The sequence below is a fragment of the Comamonas odontotermitis genome (assembly GCF_020080045.1).
Classification (GTDB): domain Bacteria; phylum Pseudomonadota; class Gammaproteobacteria; order Burkholderiales; family Burkholderiaceae_C; genus Comamonas; species Comamonas odontotermitis.
On the sequence record NZ_CP083451.1, the window covers coordinates 4,350,084 to 4,371,498 of the forward strand.

19 protein-coding genes are annotated in these 21,415 nt (G+C 59.0%); 10 read left to right on the forward strand and 9 right to left on the reverse strand.

From position 1 onward, the window contains the following. Nucleotides 1–68 precede the first annotated feature (68 nt). The 8 genes from LAD35_RS19940 to LAD35_RS19975 all read right to left on the reverse strand — a co-directional run bounded on the left by LAD35_RS19940 (nucleotide 69) and on the right by LAD35_RS19975 (nucleotide 9,597). On the reverse strand, nucleotides 69–1,214 hold the full coding sequence (locus tag LAD35_RS19940) for a M20 family metallopeptidase (protein ID WP_224150661.1): 1,146 nt from the start codon (nucleotides 1,212–1,214) through the stop codon (nucleotides 69–71). Between the two features lie 30 nt (nucleotides 1,215–1,244). Beyond that, entirely contained in the window at nucleotides 1,245–2,129 is an 885-nt protein-coding gene (locus LAD35_RS19945) for an alpha/beta hydrolase (protein WP_224150662.1), read from the reverse strand. Nucleotides 2,130–2,148: 19 nt separating this feature from the next. Continuing rightward, entirely contained in the window at nucleotides 2,149–3,159 is a 1,011-nt protein-coding gene (locus LAD35_RS19950) for an ABC transporter ATP-binding protein (protein ID WP_224150663.1), read from the reverse strand. Beyond that, nucleotides 3,156–4,133 carry an ABC transporter ATP-binding protein gene (locus tag LAD35_RS19955; protein ID WP_224150664.1) on the reverse strand — a complete coding sequence of 326 codons (978 nt, stop codon included), beginning with the start codon at nucleotides 4,131–4,133 and terminating at the stop codon, nucleotides 3,156–3,158. Before LAD35_RS19955 ends, LAD35_RS19950 begins: the two co-directional genes overlap by 4 nt. Next, nucleotides 4,133–5,059, reverse strand: a complete 927-nt coding sequence (locus LAD35_RS19960; RefSeq protein WP_224152836.1) for an ABC transporter permease — start codon at nucleotides 5,057–5,059, stop codon at nucleotides 4,133–4,135. Before LAD35_RS19960 ends, LAD35_RS19955 begins: the two co-directional genes overlap by 1 nt. Next, the gene (locus LAD35_RS19965) at nucleotides 5,059–6,033 is read right to left on the reverse strand and encodes an ABC transporter permease (RefSeq protein WP_224150665.1); all 975 of its coding nucleotides are present in this window, start codon (nucleotides 6,031–6,033) and stop codon (nucleotides 5,059–5,061) included. The genes LAD35_RS19960 and LAD35_RS19965 overlap by 1 nt, the downstream gene beginning before the upstream one ends. A 165-nt stretch (nucleotides 6,034–6,198) precedes the next feature. Next, the gene (locus LAD35_RS19970) at nucleotides 6,199–7,818 is read right to left on the reverse strand and encodes an ABC transporter substrate-binding protein (protein WP_224152838.1); all 1,620 of its coding nucleotides are present in this window, start codon (nucleotides 7,816–7,818) and stop codon (nucleotides 6,199–6,201) included. 162 nt (nucleotides 7,819–7,980) lie between these two features. Further along, entirely contained in the window at nucleotides 7,981–9,597 is a 1,617-nt protein-coding gene (locus tag LAD35_RS19975; protein WP_224150666.1) for an ABC transporter substrate-binding protein, read from the reverse strand. Nucleotides 9,598–10,022: 425 nt separating this feature from the next. Here LAD35_RS19975 and LAD35_RS19980 point away from each other — a divergent pair, with 425 nt between their 5' ends. The 3 genes from LAD35_RS19980 to LAD35_RS19990 all read left to right on the forward strand — a co-directional run bounded on the left by LAD35_RS19980 (nucleotide 10,023) and on the right by LAD35_RS19990 (nucleotide 12,218). Further along, complete coding sequence (locus tag LAD35_RS19980) at nucleotides 10,023–10,553, forward strand: DUF1439 domain-containing protein (RefSeq protein ID WP_224150667.1); 531 nt, start codon at nucleotides 10,023–10,025, stop codon at nucleotides 10,551–10,553. A 61-nt stretch (nucleotides 10,554–10,614) separates the two neighbouring features. Further along, nucleotides 10,615–11,316: a glutathione S-transferase N-terminal domain-containing protein gene (locus tag LAD35_RS19985; protein WP_224150668.1), complete on the forward strand. Its 702-nt coding sequence runs from the start codon at nucleotides 10,615–10,617 to the stop codon at nucleotides 11,314–11,316. 14 nt (nucleotides 11,317–11,330) lie between these two features. Further along, on the forward strand, nucleotides 11,331–12,218 hold the full coding sequence (locus LAD35_RS19990; RefSeq protein ID WP_224150669.1) for a pirin family protein: 888 nt from the start codon (nucleotides 11,331–11,333) through the stop codon (nucleotides 12,216–12,218). Between the two features lie 163 nt (nucleotides 12,219–12,381). On the opposite strand, the gene dinG is transcribed toward LAD35_RS19990, so the two are convergent. After that, entirely contained in the window at nucleotides 12,382–14,562 is a 2,181-nt protein-coding gene (dinG, locus tag LAD35_RS19995; RefSeq protein WP_224150670.1) for an ATP-dependent DNA helicase DinG, read from the reverse strand. Between the two features lie 315 nt (nucleotides 14,563–14,877). Here dinG and LAD35_RS20000 point away from each other — a divergent pair, with 315 nt between their 5' ends. From LAD35_RS20000 to LAD35_RS20030, 7 genes are read left to right on the forward strand one after another with little or no spacing between them, the layout of a single operon-like run. After that, entirely contained in the window at nucleotides 14,878–15,231 is a 354-nt protein-coding gene (locus LAD35_RS20000; RefSeq protein ID WP_184704550.1) for a DUF2304 domain-containing protein, read from the forward strand. A 34-nt stretch (nucleotides 15,232–15,265) separates the two neighbouring features. Next, nucleotides 15,266–16,726 (forward strand): mannose-1-phosphate guanylyltransferase/mannose-6-phosphate isomerase, encoded by a 1,461-nt coding sequence (locus tag LAD35_RS20005; RefSeq protein WP_224150671.1) that lies wholly within the window; start codon nucleotides 15,266–15,268, stop codon nucleotides 16,724–16,726. A gap of 20 nt (nucleotides 16,727–16,746) precedes the next feature. Then, a complete protein-coding gene (locus tag LAD35_RS20010) occupies nucleotides 16,747–17,535 on the forward strand; it encodes an ABC transporter permease (RefSeq protein WP_224150672.1) in 789 nt (262 codons plus the stop codon). Beyond that, entirely contained in the window at nucleotides 17,535–18,752 is a 1,218-nt protein-coding gene (locus LAD35_RS20015; protein WP_224150673.1) for an ABC transporter ATP-binding protein, read from the forward strand. The genes LAD35_RS20010 and LAD35_RS20015 overlap by 1 nt, the downstream gene beginning before the upstream one ends. After that, entirely contained in the window at nucleotides 18,745–19,569 is an 825-nt protein-coding gene (locus tag LAD35_RS20020; RefSeq protein ID WP_224150674.1) for a class I SAM-dependent methyltransferase, read from the forward strand. Before LAD35_RS20015 ends, LAD35_RS20020 begins: the two co-directional genes overlap by 8 nt. Before the next feature lie 38 nt (nucleotides 19,570–19,607). After that, nucleotides 19,608–20,519, forward strand: a complete 912-nt coding sequence (locus LAD35_RS20025) for a glycosyltransferase (RefSeq protein WP_224150675.1) — start codon at nucleotides 19,608–19,610, stop codon at nucleotides 20,517–20,519. After that, nucleotides 20,503–21,408, forward strand: coding sequence for a glycosyltransferase family 32 protein (locus tag LAD35_RS20030; protein WP_224150676.1), 906 nt, complete (start codon nucleotides 20,503–20,505; stop codon nucleotides 21,406–21,408). The genes LAD35_RS20025 and LAD35_RS20030 overlap by 17 nt, the downstream gene beginning before the upstream one ends. Nucleotides 21,409–21,415: the final 7 nt, after the last annotated feature.

The following is a 21,415-nucleotide window of genomic DNA, read 5'->3' on the forward strand; positions in this document are numbered from 1 at the left end:
CAAAAAAAGGGCGCTGGTGGCGCCCATTTTTTATCGGATTGAGCTCCTGCAAGACAGGAGCGACAGCCTCAATCCAAGTGTGTGAGCAGATGGTGCCAGAAACGGGCACGCATCTCCAGTGTCGAAACCAGAATGTATTCGGTCACGGTGTGTGCACCATCGCCATCGGCACCCAGCCCATCCAGCGATGGCACGCCCATGGCCGAGGTGAAATTGGCATCGCTGCCGCCGCCCGTGGGCGGCGCTTCTTCCAGTGCAAAGCCTGCTTCCTTGGCCGACTGCTGCACACGCGCCAGCAGTGCTTCGGCCTTGGCATCCTTCACCATCGGCGGGCGGTTCACTTCCACATCGATGTCCAGCGACACCCCTTCACCCACCGGACGCAGCGCACGCATCTTGCCAACCAGTTCGTCTGCGGCCTGCAGATCGGGCAAGCGGAAATCGACAATGCACTTGCAGTAGGCAGGCACGGTGTTGGTGGCCGTGCCGCCTTCCACCTTGCCCACGCTCACGGTAACACCGCGTTGGTAATCGGTCATGGCTTCCAGCGCCAGAATCTGGTGCGCCATTTCACGGATGGCGCTTCGGCCCTTTTCATGCGCGACCCCGGCGTGCGACGCCAGGCCCTTGACGCCCAGGCGCAGCATGCCGGTTCCCTTGCGTGCAGTCACGCAACGGCCACCGTTGGCGCGGGCAGGTTCCGCCACCAGGCAATATTTGGCGTTGCTGGCAAAGGCCTCGATGTGCTTGCGCGATGCGTGGCTGCCGGTTTCCTCATCGGGAACGATCAGCAAATCGACCGGCAGCGGCGTGCTGCCGGGCGCAGCGGCAGCGCTCAGTGCCGTCAGCGCCAGGTAGATGCCAGCCTTCATGTCATAACCGCCTGGCCCATACAGTCGGTCGCCTTCGATGCGGATCGGGTTGTCCGCCAGCATACCGATGGGATGCACCGTATCCGAGTGGCCCAGAATCAACAACCCCTGACGCGTATCACCTTCTGCACGATTGGTGATGTGCAGCAAAGGCAGCGCCGGCCCCGTGCCATGCTTGCCCTGCGCATAGGTTTCAGTCACCGTGGCACGCAGACCCGCAGCAGCGGCTTGTGCCCGCATCATCTCCACCATGCGCGCCAGTGCAGCCGGGTCGCTGGATGGAGACTCGCAGCGCATCCAGTCCGAGATGCCATCGACCAATTGTTGGGTAGTTGCTTGCATAGTAGATGTCCTTGGTGTTGTGGTGTGTTATCAGGCGGTGGTGCGGCCTGCCCATTGCGCGAGCCATGCAGCGTCGGGCATGCGGCCCTCGAACCACCAGTGTGCGCAGACATGGCTCATGGCCTCTCCGTCGTGGCCGATGCCAGCGACTTCGTGCAGTTGCCATGCCAGTGGCATGCCCAGTTGCGCGGCCGCAGCCTGCCCTGCCGCAAAGTAATGGCGGGCGCGTGCAAAACGGTGCGGCCCCTGGCGCAGCGCTGCAGGCTCGGCGGGAAGATTGGGATCAAGGGTATCGGTATCCTGGTCACCTGCCAGAATGACCAGCGGCGTAGCCAGCAGGCGTTCCAGCGCGTCGGCCGCCAGCCCGATGCCGGCCAACCCTTCCGGGAAAGTGAGTGTCGCATTCGGCAAGGTGTACCAGCCGGGATTGCCCGCCACCACGCCAGCAAATCCATCAGCCCCCAGAGTGCTGACGAGGCGATGCACAAACTGGCCGCCCGCAGAGTGGCCAAACAGGTAGAGCGGCTGACCGCCCACGATGCCCGCATCGCGCAACTGCTGCGCCAATACGACTACCGCCTGGTACGACCAGTAGGCGCGATCGCGCAGCTCTGCGTCTTCGGTCCAGACACTGCCGTTGTTGTAGCTCTCCACGCCCGGCCAGTGCTCGTTGCCAAAGGTCGGTGCGATGATCTGCAGACCATGGCGATCGGCTGCAGGCATCCAGAAGTCGCGGTAGTCGTCGCCATTGCGCAGCACGCCGTGCTGCACCAGTATGACGGGCGCATCTGCCGCCACACCCGGCGGGCGATAGCAGTTGAGAACGACAGGCAGGTGCAAGGCGCCGCTGCCTGCCTTCCAGGGCATTGAAAACCGGCCATGTTGCTGGCTGAAATGTTGCAGGCTGTCCGTCATCACTGGTTCTCGGTTGTTTTCAGGCCTGGTCTTGCAGGTGGCAGGCCGTGACGTGGCCGGGCGCGGTCTCTCGCAGCACCGGCACTTCGGTCTTGCAGCGCTCCATCGCATGTGGGCAGCGCGGGTGGAAGGTGCAGCCCGAAGGCGGATTCAGCGGCGAAGGGATCTCGCCCTTGATTGGCACGAAGGAACGCTTGCGCCGTGCCACATCGGGCACCTCGGCCAGCAAGGCCTGGGTATAGGGGTGTTGGGCCTTGCCAAATATCTCGGCGGTCGGTGCCATCTCCACAATCTTGCCCAGGTACATGATGGCCACACGGTCGGAGATGTGGCGTACCACCCCCAGATCGTGGCTGATGAACATGTAGGTCAGGCCTCGCTGCGCGCGCAGGTCCATGAACAGGTTGATCACCTGTGCCTGGATGGACACGTCGAGTGCCGCCACCGGCTCGTCACACACCAGAAAATCGGGCGTCACCATCAGCGCGCGGGCAATGCCGATACGCTGACGCTGGCCGCCGGATATCTGGTGCGGCAGGCGGTTGCGGTACTCCGTGGCAAGGCCCACTTCGGCGAGTGCCGCATCAACGCGGCCCGGCACATCGCCGCTGGGCGCCAGCTTGTGCACATGCAACGCCTCGCCCAGGATCTGGTGCAGTTTCTGGCGCGGGTTCAGCGATGCCTGCGGATCCTGAAACACCATCTGCACGCCCAGGGTATAGGCCAACCTGTCCTTGCCGGCCAGCCCGCTCACATCCTGGCCCTGGTAGAGCAGTTGCCCTTCGGTTGCCGGGTGCAGGCCCGCCACCACGCGGCCCAGGGTCGATTTGCCGCAGCCCGATTCGCCGACCAGGCCCAGCACCTCGCCCTTGGCAATCTGCAGGTTGACGCCGTTGACGGCGTGCACAGTGCGGGTCTGCGCTGGCTGCCTGGCCACCGCACCGACGATCTTCTGCAGCAGATCGGGCGTGCTGACAAAGCGCTTGTGCACATCGCGCAATTCAATCACAGGGGTATTCATCGCGGTCATGCGGCGTGCGCCTCCAGCGGAACAAAGCAGCGGAATTCGCGGCCGGGAATGGTGGTGACGGCGGGCTGCTCCGCCACACACTGCGGCGTGGCCCGGGTACAGCGCGGTGCGAAGGCGCAGCCAGGCACACGACCCGACAGGCTGGGCGCCATGCCGTTGATCTGCGACAGGCGTGCACCAGGCGTGGCCTGCGCCGGCAACGAACTGAGCAGGCCTTGTGTGTAAGGATGGCGCGGCGCATCCAGCACCTCGGCCACGGCACCGGTCTCGACAATGCGGCCTGCGTACATCACGGCCACACGGTCGGCCAGTTCGGCTATCACCCCCAGATCATGGGTGATCCAGATCAGCGCCGTACCATGCTCCTGGCAGATTTTCTGCATACGGTAGAGGATCTGGCCTTGGATGGTGACATCCAGCGCCGTGGTCGGCTCGTCGCAGATGATGAGATCGGGCTTGTTGAGCATGGCAATGGCAATCGCCACACGCTGGCGCATACCGCCTGAAAATTCATGCGGATAGCTGCGCAAGCGCTTCTCCGGTGCAGGGATGCCGACCATGGACAGCGCCTCCACGCAGCGCCGGATGGCCTCGGCCTTGGGCAGCTTCTGGTGCGCATCAATCGCCTCGAGCATCTGCTCCTCGATGCGCAGCACCGGGTTCAGGGTCATCAGCGGGTCCTGAAAGATCATCGCGACACGGTCGCCACGCAGTTTGCGCATGGCTTCTGGCGGGAGTGCGCGCAGGTCCTGGCCCTTGAACAGCACCTGGCCTTGCGTTACCTCACCGGGCGCGTCGATCATGCCGAAGATCGAAAAGCCAGTCACCGATTTACCCGACCCGGATTCTCCAACGAGGCCAAGAATTTCGCCAGGCTGCAGGCTGATATGGATATCACTGACCGCAGGCCAGGCACCTTCTTCGGTGTGGAACACCGTCTGCAGGTTCTTTACTTCAAGCAAAGGGGTAGTCATTACTTCCTCGGATCCAGAGCTTCACGCAGTCGGTCGCCGATCAGATTGATCGACAGGATGAGGGCCAGCAGCGCCAGGCCGGGGAACATGCTGATCCAGTAGTCGCCAGACATCAGGTACTGGAAGCCGTTGGCAATCAGAAGGCCGAGCGATGGCTCGGTGATGGGCACGCCAACCCCCAGGAAGGACAGGGTCGCCTCCAGCACGATGGCGTTGGCGATCTGGATGGTGGCAAACACCATGACCGGACCCATGCAGTTGGGCAGCAGATGGCGCGTCATGATGCGCCAGGCCGGAAAGCCTAGGTTCTTGGCCGCCTCAATGTATTCCTTCTTGCGCTCCTGCAACGCACGGCCGCGCATGATGCGTGCGTAATGCGCCCACTGCACCAACACGATGGCGATCACCACCTTGTCGACACCCCGCCCCATGATGGCCAGCAGCACCAGCGCCACCAGGATCGTTGGAAAACCCAGGATGAAGTCGACGATGCGCATCAGCAGGGTATCAACCCAGCCACCCATGTAGGCAGCAACCAGCCCGACGAGACTGCCAATGATGGTGGCGAGCACCACGGCGCTCAGCCCCACCATCAGGCTGATGCGCAGGCCGTGCAGAATCGCCGATAGCATGTCACGGCCCTGGTCATCGGTGCCCAGCCAGTAGGTCATGCCCGATGCTGCCTCGGACATGGGCTTGAGGCGGCCATCCATCAGATCGAGTGCACCCAGATCGTATGGATTCTGGGGCGACAGAAAAGGTGCCAGCAGCACGAAGGCGAGCAGCACCACCAGTGCAATCACCGCGCCCTTCACCGTGGGTTTGCTGTGCAGCTTTTTCAGGATTGCAGAGCGTTGTGGCGTTTCCTGCAAAGGCTGTGCGCGCTGGGCGCTATCAATTTCCATCATGTTCTTATTTGGCTGCATCATTGCGCCTCCTGCAGCTGCACCCGGGGGTCTAGCACCGCATACAGCAGGTCTACCACCAGGTTGATCATCACGAAGATGAAGGTCACAAGCATCACATAGGCCACCACCACCGGGCGGTCCAGCTTGTAGATGCTGTCGATCAGCAGCTTGCCCATGCCGGGCCATGCAAACACGGTTTCGGTGATGGTCGAATACGCAATCAACGTGCCGAACTCCATGCCGATCACGGTCACGACCGGGATCAAAATGTTGCGCAGAATGTGGCGCGTCAGGATTCGGCGCTCGCTGATGCCTTTGGCGCGCGCAAACTTCACGTACTCCTGTGTCTTGGCTTCCATCACGCCGGTCGCCGTCAGGCGCAGCACCAGGGCAATATTTCCCAGTGCCAGATTGATGGCAGGCAGCATCACATGGCGCCAGCCATCAGCGGTGAAGAGAGAAAACGGCACCCCGAAAATACTGACCGTGTCGCCGCGGCCGGACGATGGCAGCCATTGCAACCAGACGGCGAACATCAATATCAGCATCATGCCCTGCCAGAAATTGGGCAGCGAAAAGCCCAGCACCGACCCGCCCATCAGGCTGCGGCCCAGCGGCTTGTCATTGAAAAGCCCGGCCACCAGCCCCAGCGGAATGCCGATCAGGCAGGTCAGACCGATGGCGACCAACACCAGCTCGAACGTGGCAGGAAAACGCTGCACGATCAGCTCGATGGCCGGAATGCCATGCACGAACGAGGTCCCCAGGTCGCCGTGGAAGGCACGGCTCAGAAAGCTCCAGTACTGCAGCCACACCGGCAGATCCAGCCCCAGCCGCTTGATCATGGCCTCGCGGTCAGCGTCGCTGGCCTCGGCACTCACCAGCAGTTCGATGGGGTCGCCCACGGCATAGACTGCCATGAACACCACCAGCGATACCGCCAGCAGCACCAGAAAACTTTGCACCAATCGGCGCAGGATATAGACGATCACGTTGCGTCCCTATTCAACAAAAGCCCCGTGCTTCCCCACTCCGTGAGGTCGCTGCCCTATTTAGGTGCCGGCCCGGCAATGAAAAATCACAATGCCCGCATTCCCCGCCGCCGGGGCCCATGCGGGCATGCCATGCACCAGGCCAAGTTGCCCGGTGCACTGGCCTTACTTGGTCGGTTTGACCGACATGGCCAGCGTGTACTGGTCGCGTCGGCCCTCGTAGCTCAATCCTTTCTTGTACGCCCAGATGCTGCTCTCGAAATGCAGCGGAATCAGCGGCACGTTGTCGAGCGCAATCTGCGTGGCCTTCTGGTACTCTGCCTTGCGCTGCGCGGAATCCATCAGCGCCATCGCTGGCACAAACACCTTGTCAAACGCGGCATTGCTGAAGCCGCCGTAGTTGCTGGTGCCCAAACCCTGGTCCTTGTTCGTGGAGGCAACCCAGTACTGGAACAGGCCCGAGGCCTCGCCGTTTTCCGATGGCCAGCCGCCTATCGCAAAGCTGAACTCGCGCTTGGCGCGCTTGGGAAAGTAGATGGCCGCAGCCTGCGCATCGACCGTGGTCTTGATGCCGATGCGGGTCAGGTACTGCGCCACGGCCTGAGCGATCTGGCCGTCGTTGATGTAGCGGTCATTGGTGGTCGTCAGGGTCAGCTCGAAACCGTTGGGATAGCCCGCCTCGGCCAGCAGCTTCTTGGCGGCTTCAGGGTCGAACTTGATTTCTGCGGGCTTGTCGAGGCTGCCGAACATGCCAGCAGGCATGTACTGGTTGGCCACCGTGGCCATGCCGTCCATCAGGCGCTGCACGATGGCCTTGCGGTCAATCGCCATGCTGATGGCCTGGCGAACACGCAGGTCCTGCAGCGGGTTCTTGCCATCTGCAGCTTTGACAAACGGGCTTTGCGCACGGCCGGAATCCAGCTGAAAGAAGATGAGCCGTGTGGACGGCGTCGCCACGAAGTCGAGCTTGCTGTTTTCCTTGATGCGCGGCAGATCGCGCGCAGCGGGGCTTTCGATCACGTCGTAGTCGCCCGACATCAAGCCGGTGAGGCGCGGGCCGGCATTGGGCACGGGTACCATTTTCACGGTTTTCCAGTGCGGTTTGGCGCCCCAATAGCCTTCGTTGCGCTCCATCTCGATGCCCGTGCCCTTGACGTAGGACTTGAGCTTGTACGGGCCTGTACCTATCGACAGCCTGCCGGTGTTGAACTCGGCCACCGTGGGCCAGGGCGAGGTTACGCCGCAACCCTCTTTGGGTGCGAACTTGAGCTTGTCGAACTTGGCGATACCGCTCCAGATGATGGGCAGCGAGCGCGCCAGCTCATTGGGCATGGTGGGGATGGGCCTGTCGCTTTTGATGATGACGGTGTGCTCATCGGGCGTCTGCACATCGGTGAAGTTCTGCATCGGCTCCATGTACGAGCGCGATACGTTGGTCTCGTTGTTCAGCACACGGCAGATGGTGAACAGCACATCTTTCGATGTGAACGGCTCGCCGTTGGAGAACTTCACGCCCTTGCGCAGCTTGAGCTCCCAGGTGTTGTCATCCACCGGCTTCCACGACTCCGCCAGGCCCGGAATCAGCTCCATCTTCGCATTGCGGTTGATCAGCGACTCGAAGATGTGGGCCGAGAACGAATCATTCGTCGTCACCTTGTGGTAGTGCGGATCAGCCGCCGTCGGCTCGGAGGCGAGGCCAATGGTGAGCGATTGAGCCGCAGCCATACCAGCAGGCAGGGCCAGTGCTGCAAGGCTTGCCAGCGACAAGGTAGTGCGGCGAGAGATCTTCTTCATAGACACAGGTCGTTCCTCCTTGGTTAAAAGCCAGCTACAGCACGGCTCTGCGGCACGTGGACGATAGCGATTGATCCGAATACTGAAGGGAAGGGAACAAAAGCACCATAGGTGACTTCCGCAACCCGTCCCATCCGTTGGCAATGCCCGCGATTACTTCGCAGGCTTGACCGAAGTTGCCAGCGTGTACTGGTCGCGGCGGCCTTCGTAGCTCAGCCCCTTCTTGAATGCCCAGATGCTGCTTTCAAAGTGCAGCGGAATCAGGGGCACGTTGTCGAGTGCAATCTTGGTTGCCTGCTCCAGCAGGGGCTTGCGCTTGGCCGCATCCACGGTCTTGGCCGCAGGGATGTAGATCTTGTCGAATTCAGCACTGCTGAAGCCGCCATAGTTGCTGGTGCCCAGGCCCTTGGGCGAATCGGTCGATGCCACCCACAGCTGGAACAGGCCCGAGGCCTCGCCGTTCTCCGAAGGCCAGCCGCCCATGGCAAAGCTGTATTCACGCTTGGCACGCTTGGGGAAATAGATCGAAGCCGTCATGGCATCCACCTTGGTCTTGATACCCACGCGCGTGAGGTACTGCGCCACGGCCTGCGCAATCTGCGCGTCGTTCATGTAGCGGTCGTTGGTGGACGACAGCGTCAGCTCGAAGCCGTTGGGGTAGCCCGATTCGGCCAGCAGCTTCTTGGCACCCTCCGGATCGAACTTGATCTCGGGCGCCTTGGCCAGGCCACCGAACATGCCATCGGGCATGTACTGGTAGGCCGGTGTAGCCATGCCGTCCATCAGACGCTGCACGATGGCCTTGCGGTCAATCGCCATGTTGATGGCCTTGCGCACGCGCAGGTCCTGCAGCGGGTTCTTGCCGTCCGGCGCGGTCACGAATGGCGACTTGTCGCGGCCAACATCGGGTTGAAAGAACACCAGGCGCGTGGAAGGCGTGGCCACGAAAGCCAGCTTCTTGTCTTCCTTGATGCGTGCCAGGTCGCGCGCGGCGGGGTTTTCGATCAGGTCGTAGTCGCCCGACATGAGGCCCGTCAGGCGTGGGCCGGCATTGGGCACGGATACCATCTTCACGGTCTGCCAGTGCGGCTTGGTGCCCCAGTAGCTGTCGTTGCGCTCCAGGGTGATGCCTGTGCCCTTGATATACGACTTGAGCTTGAACGGACCGGTGCCGATTGCCATCTTGCCGCTGTTGAAATCCGCCACCGTGGGCCAAGGGCCCTTGTAGCCACAGCCTTCCTTGGGAGCAAACTTGAGCTTGTCGTGCTTGACGATGCTGCTCGAGATGATGGGCAGATTGCGGGCAAACTCGGCCGGGATCAACGGCACCGGCTCGGCCGTCTTGACGATGACGGTCAGGTCATCGGGCGTCTGCACATCGGTGATCAGCTTGGTCGTGTCCATATACGACTGCGACACGTTGGTCTCGTTGTTCAGCGTGCGGCAGATGGTGAACAGCACATCCTGCGAAGTAAAGGGCGCGCCGTTGGAGAACTTCACGTCCTTGCGCAGCTTGAACTCCCAGGTCAGGTCGTCCAGGTTCTTCCACGAGAGAGCCAGCGATGGCACCAGTTCCATATTGGCAGTGCGCCCTACCAGGGAGTCATAGACATGGGCCGAGAACGAGTCGTTCGTCGTCATCTTGTGGTAGTGAGGGTCTGCCGCGGTAGGCTCGGAAGCCAGGGCGATGGTCAGCGTCTGCGCGTTTGCAGCACCCATGAGCACGCCAGCGGCCAGCGCCAGCGCGCGCTTGTTCAGAGGGAAATTCATATCTGCCTTCAAGATGTATGAGGCACCAATGCGGCACCCGTTTTCTGGCACCGGTTACAGGCGCCTGCGCAGAAAGGCCATGGCAAGCGCACGCCCGCCTTGCACTGCTGCGGTAAAAAGTCGGCACATTCTTACACGGAAATTACAACCGCCCGGCACCGCGCAAAGCCCGTTTACTGGGCATTTACCCCATGAAAACAAGCACTTTATGCGCATGCGGAACGATGTTGTGCAGGCTGCGCAACAATGCGATCCCCTGGCATGCGAAGCGGCCCGCGCAAGCGGCACGAATGCCCTTGCCCGGACTGAATGCGCTCGAAAGAAATCGGTACGGAGGACGAAACTTCATTTCCAGGCCCGCCCTCCTTTTCCAAACTATCTAGAATCGCTCCATCATGCGTCGCCGCTTACTTCTTTGCTCTACTTTGTGCATAACCATCGGGCTTGCAGGCTGCTCTCTGGCCCCGCGCAGCTATACCTTGTCACAGGATGAGTTGCAAACCATGGTGGCCAAGGCTTTTCCACGTCAATATCCACTGCTGGGACTGGTGACTCTCAATGTCAATGCGCCTGCCCTGGGGCTCAAGCCAGAGATCAATCGCATCAACGCCACAATGACCGCGCAGCTCAACGGCAAGGTACTGCCCCATAGCTTTGATGGCGCGATGGACCTGGATTTTGCGCTGCGCTACGAACCCAGGGACCACACCTTGCGCGCCACGCAGGTGCATGTGAATTCGCTGATGATGACCGGGCTGCCTGACGGGCTGGCCAACATGCTGCAGGCCTACGCGCCGCGCGCGGCCGAACAGGCCATGGATGACGTCATCGTCCACACCCTGCGCGACGAAGATCTGGCCAAACTCGACAAGGCCGACCGCCTGCCGGCCTCGTTCACCGTCACCAAGGGTGGCCTGCGCATCGATTTCGACGAAAAGTCCAAGGCTGCGAACTGAATTCAATTGATTTATGCTGCGGTCATTGCGCACATCTCGCGCTCTGAACGGAGACCTCAGCATGCCTACCCTGGACGATTTCAGCATTACCCGCAAATGGCCTGCCACACGGCCTGATCTGCTCCAACTGTATTCGCTGGCCACGCCCAACGGCGTGAAGGTGTCGATCATGCTGGAAGAGCTGGGCGTGCCCTATGAGGTGCATCACATCAGCTTTGACAGCAATGACCAGCTGACGCCGGAGTTCGTCGGCACCTTCCCCAACAACAAGATTCCAGCCATCCTCGACCCCAACGGCCCTGGCGGCGAGCCGATTGCACTGTTCGAGTCAGGCGCCATCCTGGTGTACCTGGCCGAAAAATACAACCAGTTTCTGCCGCAGGACCTGGGGCTGCGCTACACGACGCTGCAGTGGCTGATGTTCCAGATGGGCGGCATCGGCCCCATGTTTGGCCAGGTGGGCTTCTTCAACATCTACGGCGGCAAGGATTTCGAGGACAAGCGCCCACTCATGCGCTACGTGAACGAATCGAAACGACTGCTCACCGTGCTGGACAAGCACCTCGCAGGCAAAGATTGGGTAGCAGGGAACGAATACACGATTGCCGACATGGCCATCTTCCCGTGGATTCGCAACATGATCGTTCGCTACAACGCCGAAGAGCTGATCGGCTGGGGCCAGTACCCCGAAGTAAGCCGCGTGCTCAGCCAGTGGCTGCAGCGCCCAGCCGTGCAGCGCGGCCTGCTCGTTCCGGCCCGCTGACGAGGAGAAGCGCCATGGATTCCACCCCCTTGAACCGCTACCCCGGCCGCGTTGCCGACGTGGGAGGCGTGCCGGTGTTGCGCGCACTGCCCAACCGCGCCCGCCGCATGGTGGGCGCCTGGTGTTTTCTGGACCATGCAGGCCCCTCGCACTTTGACGAAGGCCCCGGCATGCAAGTGGGCCCGCACCCGCACACCTGCCTGCAGACCTTCACCTGGATGATCGAAGGCGAAGTGCTGCACCGCGACAGCCTGGGCAGCGAGCAACCGATCCGCCCGGGCCAGGTGAACCTGATGACGGCCGGCAAAGGCATCGCCCACTCGGAGGAAAGCCTGGGCAAGCCCGATTTCCACGCTGTGCAGCTGTGGATTGCCCTGCCCAAAGACCAGCGCTTCATCCCCCCGCGCTTTCAGCATTACCCGGTGCTGCCCCAATTCAGCCGCCAAGGCCTGCAGATGACGGTTCTGGCTGGCGAGTGGGAGGGCCAGCGCGCGCCGACCGAGGTACACAGCCCGCTGGTAGCGGTTGACATGGAGGCCAGCCAGCCTACTTCGGCCCCCCTGGCCTTGCGCACCGATTTTGAATACGGGGTGCTTTGCCTGTATGGCGACCTGCAGGTGAACGGTCAGACAGCACCCGCCAACGAGCTGATCTATCTACCCGAGGGCGGCAGCATGGTAGATGTGCAATGCGGCGCAAACAGCCGCTTCATTCTGCTGGGCGGCGAGCCCTACGAGGGCGGCGTGCTGATCTGGTGGAATTTTGTCGGCCAGAGCCAGGAAGAAATCGAAGGCTTTCTGGCCAACTGGAACCAGGGCATCGGTTTTGGGGAGCCGGTGGCCTCGCCGCTGCCGCCGTTGACTGCCCCGACACTGGATGGCGTGCAATTGCGCCAGCGATAGGCCCAGCCCATACTTTGCCACCCCTGAATGCTATCATTTATATAGCTATTGGCGCTTATAAAGCATACGCCAATGGCCTTTTAATTGCATCAAAGCTCGGACAGGCAGCGCTTTGCAACTGAAACTGAGGCTTGGGCTGCGCGTGGCCCGCTTCACCTGGTTTTCAGGCCGTAGCCATTCGGCGGTGCAGTGTGAACGGTGGCAGACTGGCCAGCAGACGCTGGCCGTAACCGGTGCGCACCAGGCGCTTGTCGTAACAATACACATGGGCCTGGTCGGCCTCGGTACGGATGGCGCGGCCCACCCACTGCGCCAGGCGAATGGCGGTGGCTGGTACCACGATTTCACTGAAAGGGTCCCGACCCGAGTTCTTCAGCCACTCGGCGCGCGCCTCGTCCACCGGGTCGTCAGGAGGGGCAAACGGCAGCTTGGTGATGAACAGTGATTCGCACAGCGCCCCCGGCAGATCCAGCCCTTCGCCAAAGCTCTGCATGCCAAAGATGATCGATGGCAGGCCAGCAGCCACACGCTCGCGGTGCTGCTGCAGCAACTGGCTGCGGGGCAAGGTGTTCTGCACCAGCACATGCTGGCGCATGGCGGTGGGCAGGGCATCGACCGCCAGACGCATCTGCTCGCGCGATGTGAACAGCACAAGCCCCCCCGCCTGCACCTGGGCCAGGTCTTCCAGCAAGGCGTCAACCATTTCGTTGGTGTATTGGGCGGGCGTGCGTGGGTCTGCCTGGGTCTCGGTCACCACCAGACTGCCCTGCTCGGCATAGTTGAAGGGGCTGGCCACTTCGAGCGTGCTGACCGCCGCATCGTTGTTCAACCCCGCTTCGCGCAAAAAGAAATCAAACTGGCCGCCGCTGGTAAGCGTGGCCGACGTGAGCACCGCTCCGCGCACCTGGCTCCACAGATGGTGACGCAGGGTCGAGCCGGGAATCACCGGGCTGGCATAGGCTTTGATAGCGACAAACTCGCCCACCACATCCAGCGTGAACCACTTGGCCGCAGGCACGCTGCCCGCAGGTGCATCCTGCAGCAACAGCTGTGTGGTGTTGTGTACGGCCTCCAACCTCGGCGCCAAGGTCCCCACCTGCGCGTACAAGGTGGACAGGCGTTTGGCTTCATCGGGTTGATCGCGCATCTGGGCACGCAGGGCCTTGGAAATGGCTTGCAGTATCTCCAGAAAGGCCCCTGCGTGGTGCGTTGCCTGTGCCAATGGCTCTACCAATGCGGGCGGTAACTCTCCGCGCGGCAGGCGCACGCGCGCCGGGCCCCGGCTGCCACCTTGCAGCTGCTGGCGCATACCCTCACCATACTCGTCCATGATCAGGCGCGCCATATCCTGCAGATGTTGGCGCAACTGCGACGAATGGCGGGGAATGTCGGCGATCTCCGAAACCTCGACCAGCGCCCCCACGCGCTGCGCACGGCTCGCGAGCTTGTCGATCCAGGTGAGCTGGCTCAGGTTCATTTCGCAGGCAAACTGGTCCAACGCGGTACCGGGCAGATGGTGGGCCTCGTCCAGGATCAGCAGACAGTTGTCCAGCTCCGGCAGCAGCCGCGCGCCCAGCGAGGACAGCAGCAGATCGTGGTTGGCCACCAACACCTGCGCCTGCACCAGTTCCTTGCGGCGTTCGTAATACGTGCAACTGCCAAACAAGGGGCAGTGCTTGCCGGTGCAAGAGGCTCCTTCAGCAGCCACCGGGCTCCAGACTTCGGGCTCGGGCGGCGTATCCAGGGTATCGCGGTCGCCATCCCAGCGCCGGGTTGCCAGGGCATCGGCCATGCTGGTGTAGAACTGCAGGCGTGCCGCATGCTCCTGCGGGCTACGCTGGGCATTACGCGCCTGCGCCGCCTCTTCAGGGAAGAAATCGTCGTCGATGGGCTCGCCCCCATCGGCTGCATCACCCTGTGCCGCACCCGCCAGACGCTCCAGCTTGAGCTTGCATACGTAGCGCCCACGCCCTTTGGCCAGCGCATATTTGAAGGGCTGTGGCATCTGCTGTGCCAGCGCGGGCAAATCCTTGTTCACCAACTGCTCTTGCAGCGCCACCGTCGCCGTCGAAATCAGCACGCGCGTGCCGCGCTCCAGCGCCATCGCAATGGCAGGCACTGCATACGCCAGCGATTTACCCACGCCAGTGCCCGCCTGGATCACCGCAAGGGCGCGTTGCGGCTCTTCGCCCTCTTCCAGCTTGCCCAGTTGCGCAGCGGCAAAAGTCTCTGCCACCTTCTCGGCCATCAAGCGCTGCCCAGGCCGCGAGCGAAAGCCACCATCCGCATTCACCATGCGGTCAAAGGCGGAAACAGCGTTGCGGGCCCATTCGGAAGAAGACATAGGCGGGGAGTGTGGCATGGTTTGGGAGGGCGCAGCCAACACTGGGGATTTATGCGGTATTGGTTGGACGGCTGGCGGCAATACCCGCTCCATACCTTCCGTCGGTCTGTGACTTCCTATCCCCGTCACAGTGACATTTGGCAATACCCCGCTGCCCGCACCAGACAGTAGAATCGCTTGGGGCATATTCGATGCCATTTTTCATCAGGGTAAAAATACCACGTGTTTCCCGCAAGGAAAGCATGCAGGGCAACCACACATAGATAGGGGCATGCGCCAGCCAAGCGTGTGCGGTCGCTGTGAATCAAGGCTGAAATGGCAACTTATCAAATTACTACCACGGTACTGGGCGTGCTTTTTGCCGCAGTCATCCTGTACCTGATCCGTGGTGACCGCCTTTATTTGCGACTGGGCTTGTTCTGGTTTGCGCTCGCAATGCTTGCTGTATTGCTGGGCGTATGGCCCCGCATGCTCGATCAGGTGGCAGACCAACTGGGCATTCGCTACTCGCCCACGCTGCTGCTGGTATGTGCCGTGGCCGTGCTGTTCATCAAGGCTCTGCACGCGGACATGGTCAACACACGGATCGAGCGACAAGTGCGCAGGCTCAATCAAAGCCTGGCGCTGCTACATATCAAGAGCCAGCAAGCCGCCAGCGAAAAATCCTGAACATTTACTACATCAACTTCAGCAAGTCATTCCAATGTCAAAGCTTACGCCGGTCATCATGTGTGGTGGCAGTGGAACCCGTTTGTGGCCTCTCTCGCGCGAACACTATCCCAAGCAGTTTCTGAGCCTGAGCGCCGATGGCAAATCGATGCTGCAAAACACGGCGTTGCGCCTGAATGGACTGAATTCTGGCATCCAGCAAACGGGCCCCATTCTGGTGTGCAACGCAGAACACCGCTTTCTGGCAGCCCAACAGCTGCAGGAACAAGGCATTGGTGGAGCCAAGCTGGTGCTGGAGCCCGTTGGCCGCAATACGGCCCCCGCCCTGACCCTGGCTGCCTTGGTGGCCGAGCCCGATGCCGTGCTGCTGGCCATGCCTGCCGACCATGTCATGACCCGCCCTGAGCAATTGCACCAGGCAGCAGAAATCGGGTGGACCCTGGCCCAGGGCGGCGCCATGGTGACTTTTGGAATCGTCGCGGACCGGCCAGAGACCGGGTATGGCTATATCCAGAAAGGCGCATCAGACGACAAAGGCGCATTCTCCATCCAAAGCTTTGCAGAAAAACCATCTGCACAGCTTGCCGAGCAATACCTGGCCAGCGGCCAATACTTGTGGAACAGCGGCCTGTTCATGGTGCGCGCCGACCAGTGGCTCAAAGCCATGGCTGCCCTCCAGCCCGCGATGCTGCAAGCATGCCAACAATCCATGGCCCAAAGCACGACGGACATGGACTTCATTCGCCCGCATACTGATCTCTTCGGCGCGTGTCCGTCAGACTCCATCGACTACGCGGTCATGGAAAAACTACCCGTCAAGCCCGAACTGGGTGTGCCCGCGCGCGTTGTACCGCTGGATGCCGGCTGGTCCGACCTGGGCGCCTGGGATGCTCTGTGGGACGTTCTGCCGAAAGACGCGCACGGCAATACCGGCAGCGGCGAAACACTGGCCGTCGATACACGCAACAGCCTGCTGTTCTCTGAAAACCGCCTGATCGCCACCGTCGGCCTGGAAAACGTCGTCATCGTGGAAACCGCCGATGCCGTGCTGGTGGCCGACAAACGCCGCACGCAGGACGTGAAAAAAGTCGTGGCGGAACTCAAAGCACAAAAGCGCAGCATGGCATCCACCCACCGCAAGGTGCACCGTCCCTGGGGCTGGTATGACAGCATCGACTGCGGCGAGCGCTTCCAGGTCAAACGCATCGTGGTCAACCCCGGCGCCAAGCTCAGCCTGCAGATGCACCACCACCGGGCCGAACACTGGATCGTGGTGAAGGGCACCGCCGAGGTCACCAATGGCGACGAAACTTTTCTGCTGGGCGAAAACGAATCCACCTTCATTCCCCTTGGACACGCCCATCGCCTGGCCAACCCCGGCAAGGTGCCACTGGAGATCATCGAGGTCCAGTCGGGCAGCTATCTCGGTGAAGACGATATCGTCCGCTTTGAAGACACCTATGGCCGCGCGCCAGCAGTGCAACCAGCCAAGTGAGCACCATGCCTGGATTACCCATGCTTCGCGCCCTGTGGGCATACCGCGGTTTCATCTGGAGCAGCGTGCTGCGCGAGTTCCATGGCAAGTACCGCGAATCGCTGCTCGGCGCTTTCTGGTCAGTAGCCAACCCGCTGACCATGATTGTCATCTACACCGTGGTGTTCGGCCAGCTCATGCGCTCTACCCTGCCGGGGCACGAGCAAACGCCATTTGCTTTCAGCATCTACCTGTGCGCCGGCGTCATCACATGGGGGCTTTTTTCCGAAATGCTGGGTAGGTTGAATGGAGTGTTTCTGGAGCACGGCAACCTCATCAAGAAATCGAACTTTCCGCGCATCTGCCTGCCAGCCATCGTCACACTGTCCGCACTCATCAACTTCGGCATCATTTTTACGTTGTACCTGCTCTTTCTAGCCATCATCGGCCATTGGCCGGGCGTGGCTCTCTTCGCGCTAGTTCCGTTGCTGGCGCTGCAGCTCCTGTTTACGTTGGGATTGGGTATTTTTCTGGGCACACTCAATGTGTTCTTTCGCGACGTGGGCCAACTCACCGGCGTGGTACTGCAGTTCTGGTTCTGGCTCACCCCCATTGTCTACACCCTGCCCGCACTGCCCGAAAAAGTACGCGGCCTGATGGCACTCAACCCCATGCAACCACTGATAGCCGCTTACCAGCAGATCTTTCTGGACAAGACCCTGCCCGCCTTTGGTCCGCTGCTGCCCCTTGTCATCTTGACCGTCATCTTCCTGCTGCTCGGTGCAGGCTTTTTCCTGGCCCGCGTGGGCGAACTGGTGGATGAACTGTAATGAGTGCGCTGACTGTTACCAACATAGGCAAGGCCTACAAGCGCTACCCCAGCAAATGGGCTCGTGCGCGGGAATGGATCACTCGCCGAACCACCCATGAGAAAACCTGGGTGCTGCGTGATATCAGCTTCACCGTACAGCCCGGCGAGGCTGTGGGGATCGTTGGTGTCAACGGCGCAGGCAAGAGCACGCTGCTCAAGATCATCACCGGCACGACCCAACCGACCCAAGGCCAGGTAAGCAGCCAAGGACGCGTGGCTGCGCTGCTGGAACTGGGCATGGGCTTTCACCCCGATTTCACTGGCCGCCAAAACGTCTTCATGGCCGGACAGTTGCTAGGCCTTCGTCAGGATGAAATCGCTGCCTGCATGCCCTCCATTGAAGCATTTGCAGAGATTGGCGACTACATTGATCAGCCCGTGCGCGTGTACAGCAGCGGCATGCAGGTGCGGCTCGCTTTCAGCGTAGCAACTGTCGTACGGCCAGACATCCTGATCGTCGATGAAGCACTTTCAGTGGGTGACGCCTATTTTCAGCATAAAAGCTTTGAGCGCATCCGCGAGCTCAGAAGGCTAGGCACAACACTACTCATTGTCAGCCACGATAAAGGCGCCATCCAGTCAATCTGTGACCGTGCCATTCTGCTGTCCAAGGGGCAAAAGCTGCTGGAAGGCCGGCCGGAGGCCGTGCTCGACTACTACAATGCGGCGATCGTCGACGATGCGAACAGCCGTATCTCGCAGACCGTCAACGAAGACGGCATTGCACAAACCATATCCGGTACCGGGAAGAGCCGGATTGTCAATGTCACGCTTCGCGACGCATCTGGTCGGGAAGTCGAGGTTGTGGGTGTTGGTGCCGAATTGACGTTGGAAATTCAGGTCGAGGTACTCTCGCATATCAGCACTCTTGTTGCCGGTTTTCTGATCAAGGACCGCCTTGGACAGGAGGTTTTTGGGACCAATTCGTACCACCATGACCAAGTCGTGAGTGATCTCGGTAACGGAAGCCATCTAACCTATCGCTATCACTTCAAGGCCGACATTGGCCCAGGCAGTTACTCGATAGCCGTTGCCCTGCATAAGACAGAAAGCCATCTTTCCGAGAACTACGAATGGAGGGATATGGCAACTATCTTCAAGGTTGTCAATCTATCTCAAAAGCAATTTATAGGCGTAGCGTGGATAGAGCCACATTTGGAAATTTTGCATGACTGACAATTTTTATGAATTCTTCGAAGGCGTCAATTACGCTTCAGAAGACCAGGTTCGAGAATATCGTTCCATCTATATAAGCTATGTCAAACCCATTTTAGACTTTGTTGAATCGCCACTGGCATTTGACTTTGGCTGCGGGCGCGGTGAGTGGCTCGACATGCTTCGCGGCCTGGGCTTTCGGACCAAAGGTATTGACATTGACCAAGGCATGCTCAATTCTGCACAGCAGAAAGGGCTTGACGCTCAATTGGGTGATGCATCTGATTTTCTCAAAAAAATTCCTGACCAAAGTGTGGCCGTACTCTCTGCCTTCCACGTGCTTGAGCATCTGCCATTCGACAAAATCATCGAATTCTTCCTACAAAGCAAGAGAGTGCTCATCCCAGGAGGGGTACTTATTGCAGAGACGCCCAATCCAGAAAATTTATTTGTTGCAACAACCAATTTTTATTTGGATCACACCCATATTCGCCCCATTCCAATCCTGCAAATGATCAATCTTGCACGATATTTTGGTTATCAAAAATATTCCATTATACGCCTTCAAGAAGAAAAAGACCTGTATCACAAAGAGGATATAACGTTTCGAGATCTCTTCTATGGTGTGAGCAAAGACTATGGCCTCATCGCACAGAACCCTGGTGGTGCCGAAGGCTTGATCCAAGCAGTTGATCATCCTCTTCGTTATGAAACTGGCATTGGTATTGATGATCTAATCAAACGTTTGGACAATCGCATACAAAATTTGGCGCAAAAAGTTCGCGAACTTTCAGCAAAGACTGATAGCGAATCCGAAGATATAAGTCAATCCAATTAATATACATTTAAACCCACGAACAGAACGAAGACTCAGTAATGGAAAAAATTCTACACCGCGTCTATTTCGAGAATTATCGCCCTTTCAAGGATCCTTTTCTCCATTATTTGGAAACTTGGTACAGGGAACTTCCCCAATACCAGGTAATGAGGTGGGGGAAAGACAATGTCGATGTCACAATCAACGATTGGATGAAGCGTTCCGCTGAGGCCAATGACCCCGTTTTCTTGAGTGAATTTGTGCGCTGGACTGCACTCAAGGAATATGGTGGAGCATATCTTGACAGCGATTGCGAAGTGCTCAATGGCAAGGTTTTCGATCAGCTGGTGGACGAGCTCATGGCCTCGGATGAATACGATGCCTTCGTGGGCGTCGAGGATTTCGAGAATGGTTACCCCACAGCGCAAACCGTTGCAGCCAAGAAAGGGGCGGAAATTGTCGATTTCATGTACGACATGTACCAGAACAGGCTTTCCAGTGGATTGTGGCATTGGAGAGCGGAGCGGCTCCTCATTGGTCCTCAGCTCATGAGCCTGTACTTCCGTGACAAGGGATACCAGACTGACAAGGGCTTTTTTCCAAAATTGAAAAAACCAGTGATAGTTGGTCGAGTCAAAATTTACCCACAGGAGTATTTTTCACCAAAATTCACAACAACGGGCAAAAAACTTAATATCACTGAAAATACCTGCATCTATCATCTTTTTGCAAACCTGAATGTGAAAGAAGTAGACCCTGAAGCGGAAAAACACCGTCGGGAGCCAATGCTTTTCAGTGACTATTGCAAGTACCTTGAAGATTTAGCAAGTCGGCGAGCAACCTCTACCCCGGAAACTGTGGGCTACCGGCGCAGCAATGGTGGTTTCGACTATGGCAAGATCATCAATCATGGTCTGAAAGACCCTACCGGCATGATGAAGAAAATCTGGGACTATGCAAAAAGCAAGTAATTCCTCTCTGAAGATCCTGCATCGGATCTATTTTGGCTTTGATGGGAAGCCGGATCCTTATATTGGATACCTGAAAACTTGGCAAGAAAAACTTCCTGATTTTGAAATTCGGCATTGGAATGCCGACAATCTTCCCATTGCCGCATGTCATTTTTCGAGAATGATGTATGAGTTACGCGATCACGCATTTCTGAGTGACTACTTTCGCTGGTGGGTTCTTCGTGAGCATGGTGGCGTCTACTTAGATGCGGATATAGAAATCGTTAACGGAACTATATTTCGCAATCTCATAGAAGAGTTGGAAGTCAGTGATAAACATCACTCATTTTTAGGCATCGACAATAAGGCAGGCGGATGGTATACAGGCCATTCAATGGCAACCCGTGCCGGCAGTCCGCTGTCCCGTTTTATGTGCGAGGTCTACGAAGGACTTGGTCCCGTTTCCCTATGGCGCCGGAAAATCTTCTATTTCATGTCACCACAACTGACATCTCTCTACTTTGCGCACAATGGCCATAATGTAGATGGAATGGGAACTACTCCTCATTTAGATCTGCCAGTGATCCAGCATGGGGTTAAGATTTATCCTCAAGAATACTTCTCACCGCTCACGCCAGTTATGCGCAATAATCGAGGCGGATTCGAAATTGATGCATATACTGAAAACACTTCAATTTGCCATCACTTTTCGTGCTCCTGGCATGAAGCCGACTCCCCCTATCTCAAGGGAAGAGATTTGAATCTATTGATGCTGAATGAAAAAGTGCAGTTGGCGAGCGCCCTTGATTCTCGCAACAAAAAGCCCAAACTGCTGCGAGTAATGCGTCAGCTTTTATCACTTTTGGGGCAAATTCCAGCCAAACTTAAAGAAATCATCAAAAACGCCTAAGGAGTAG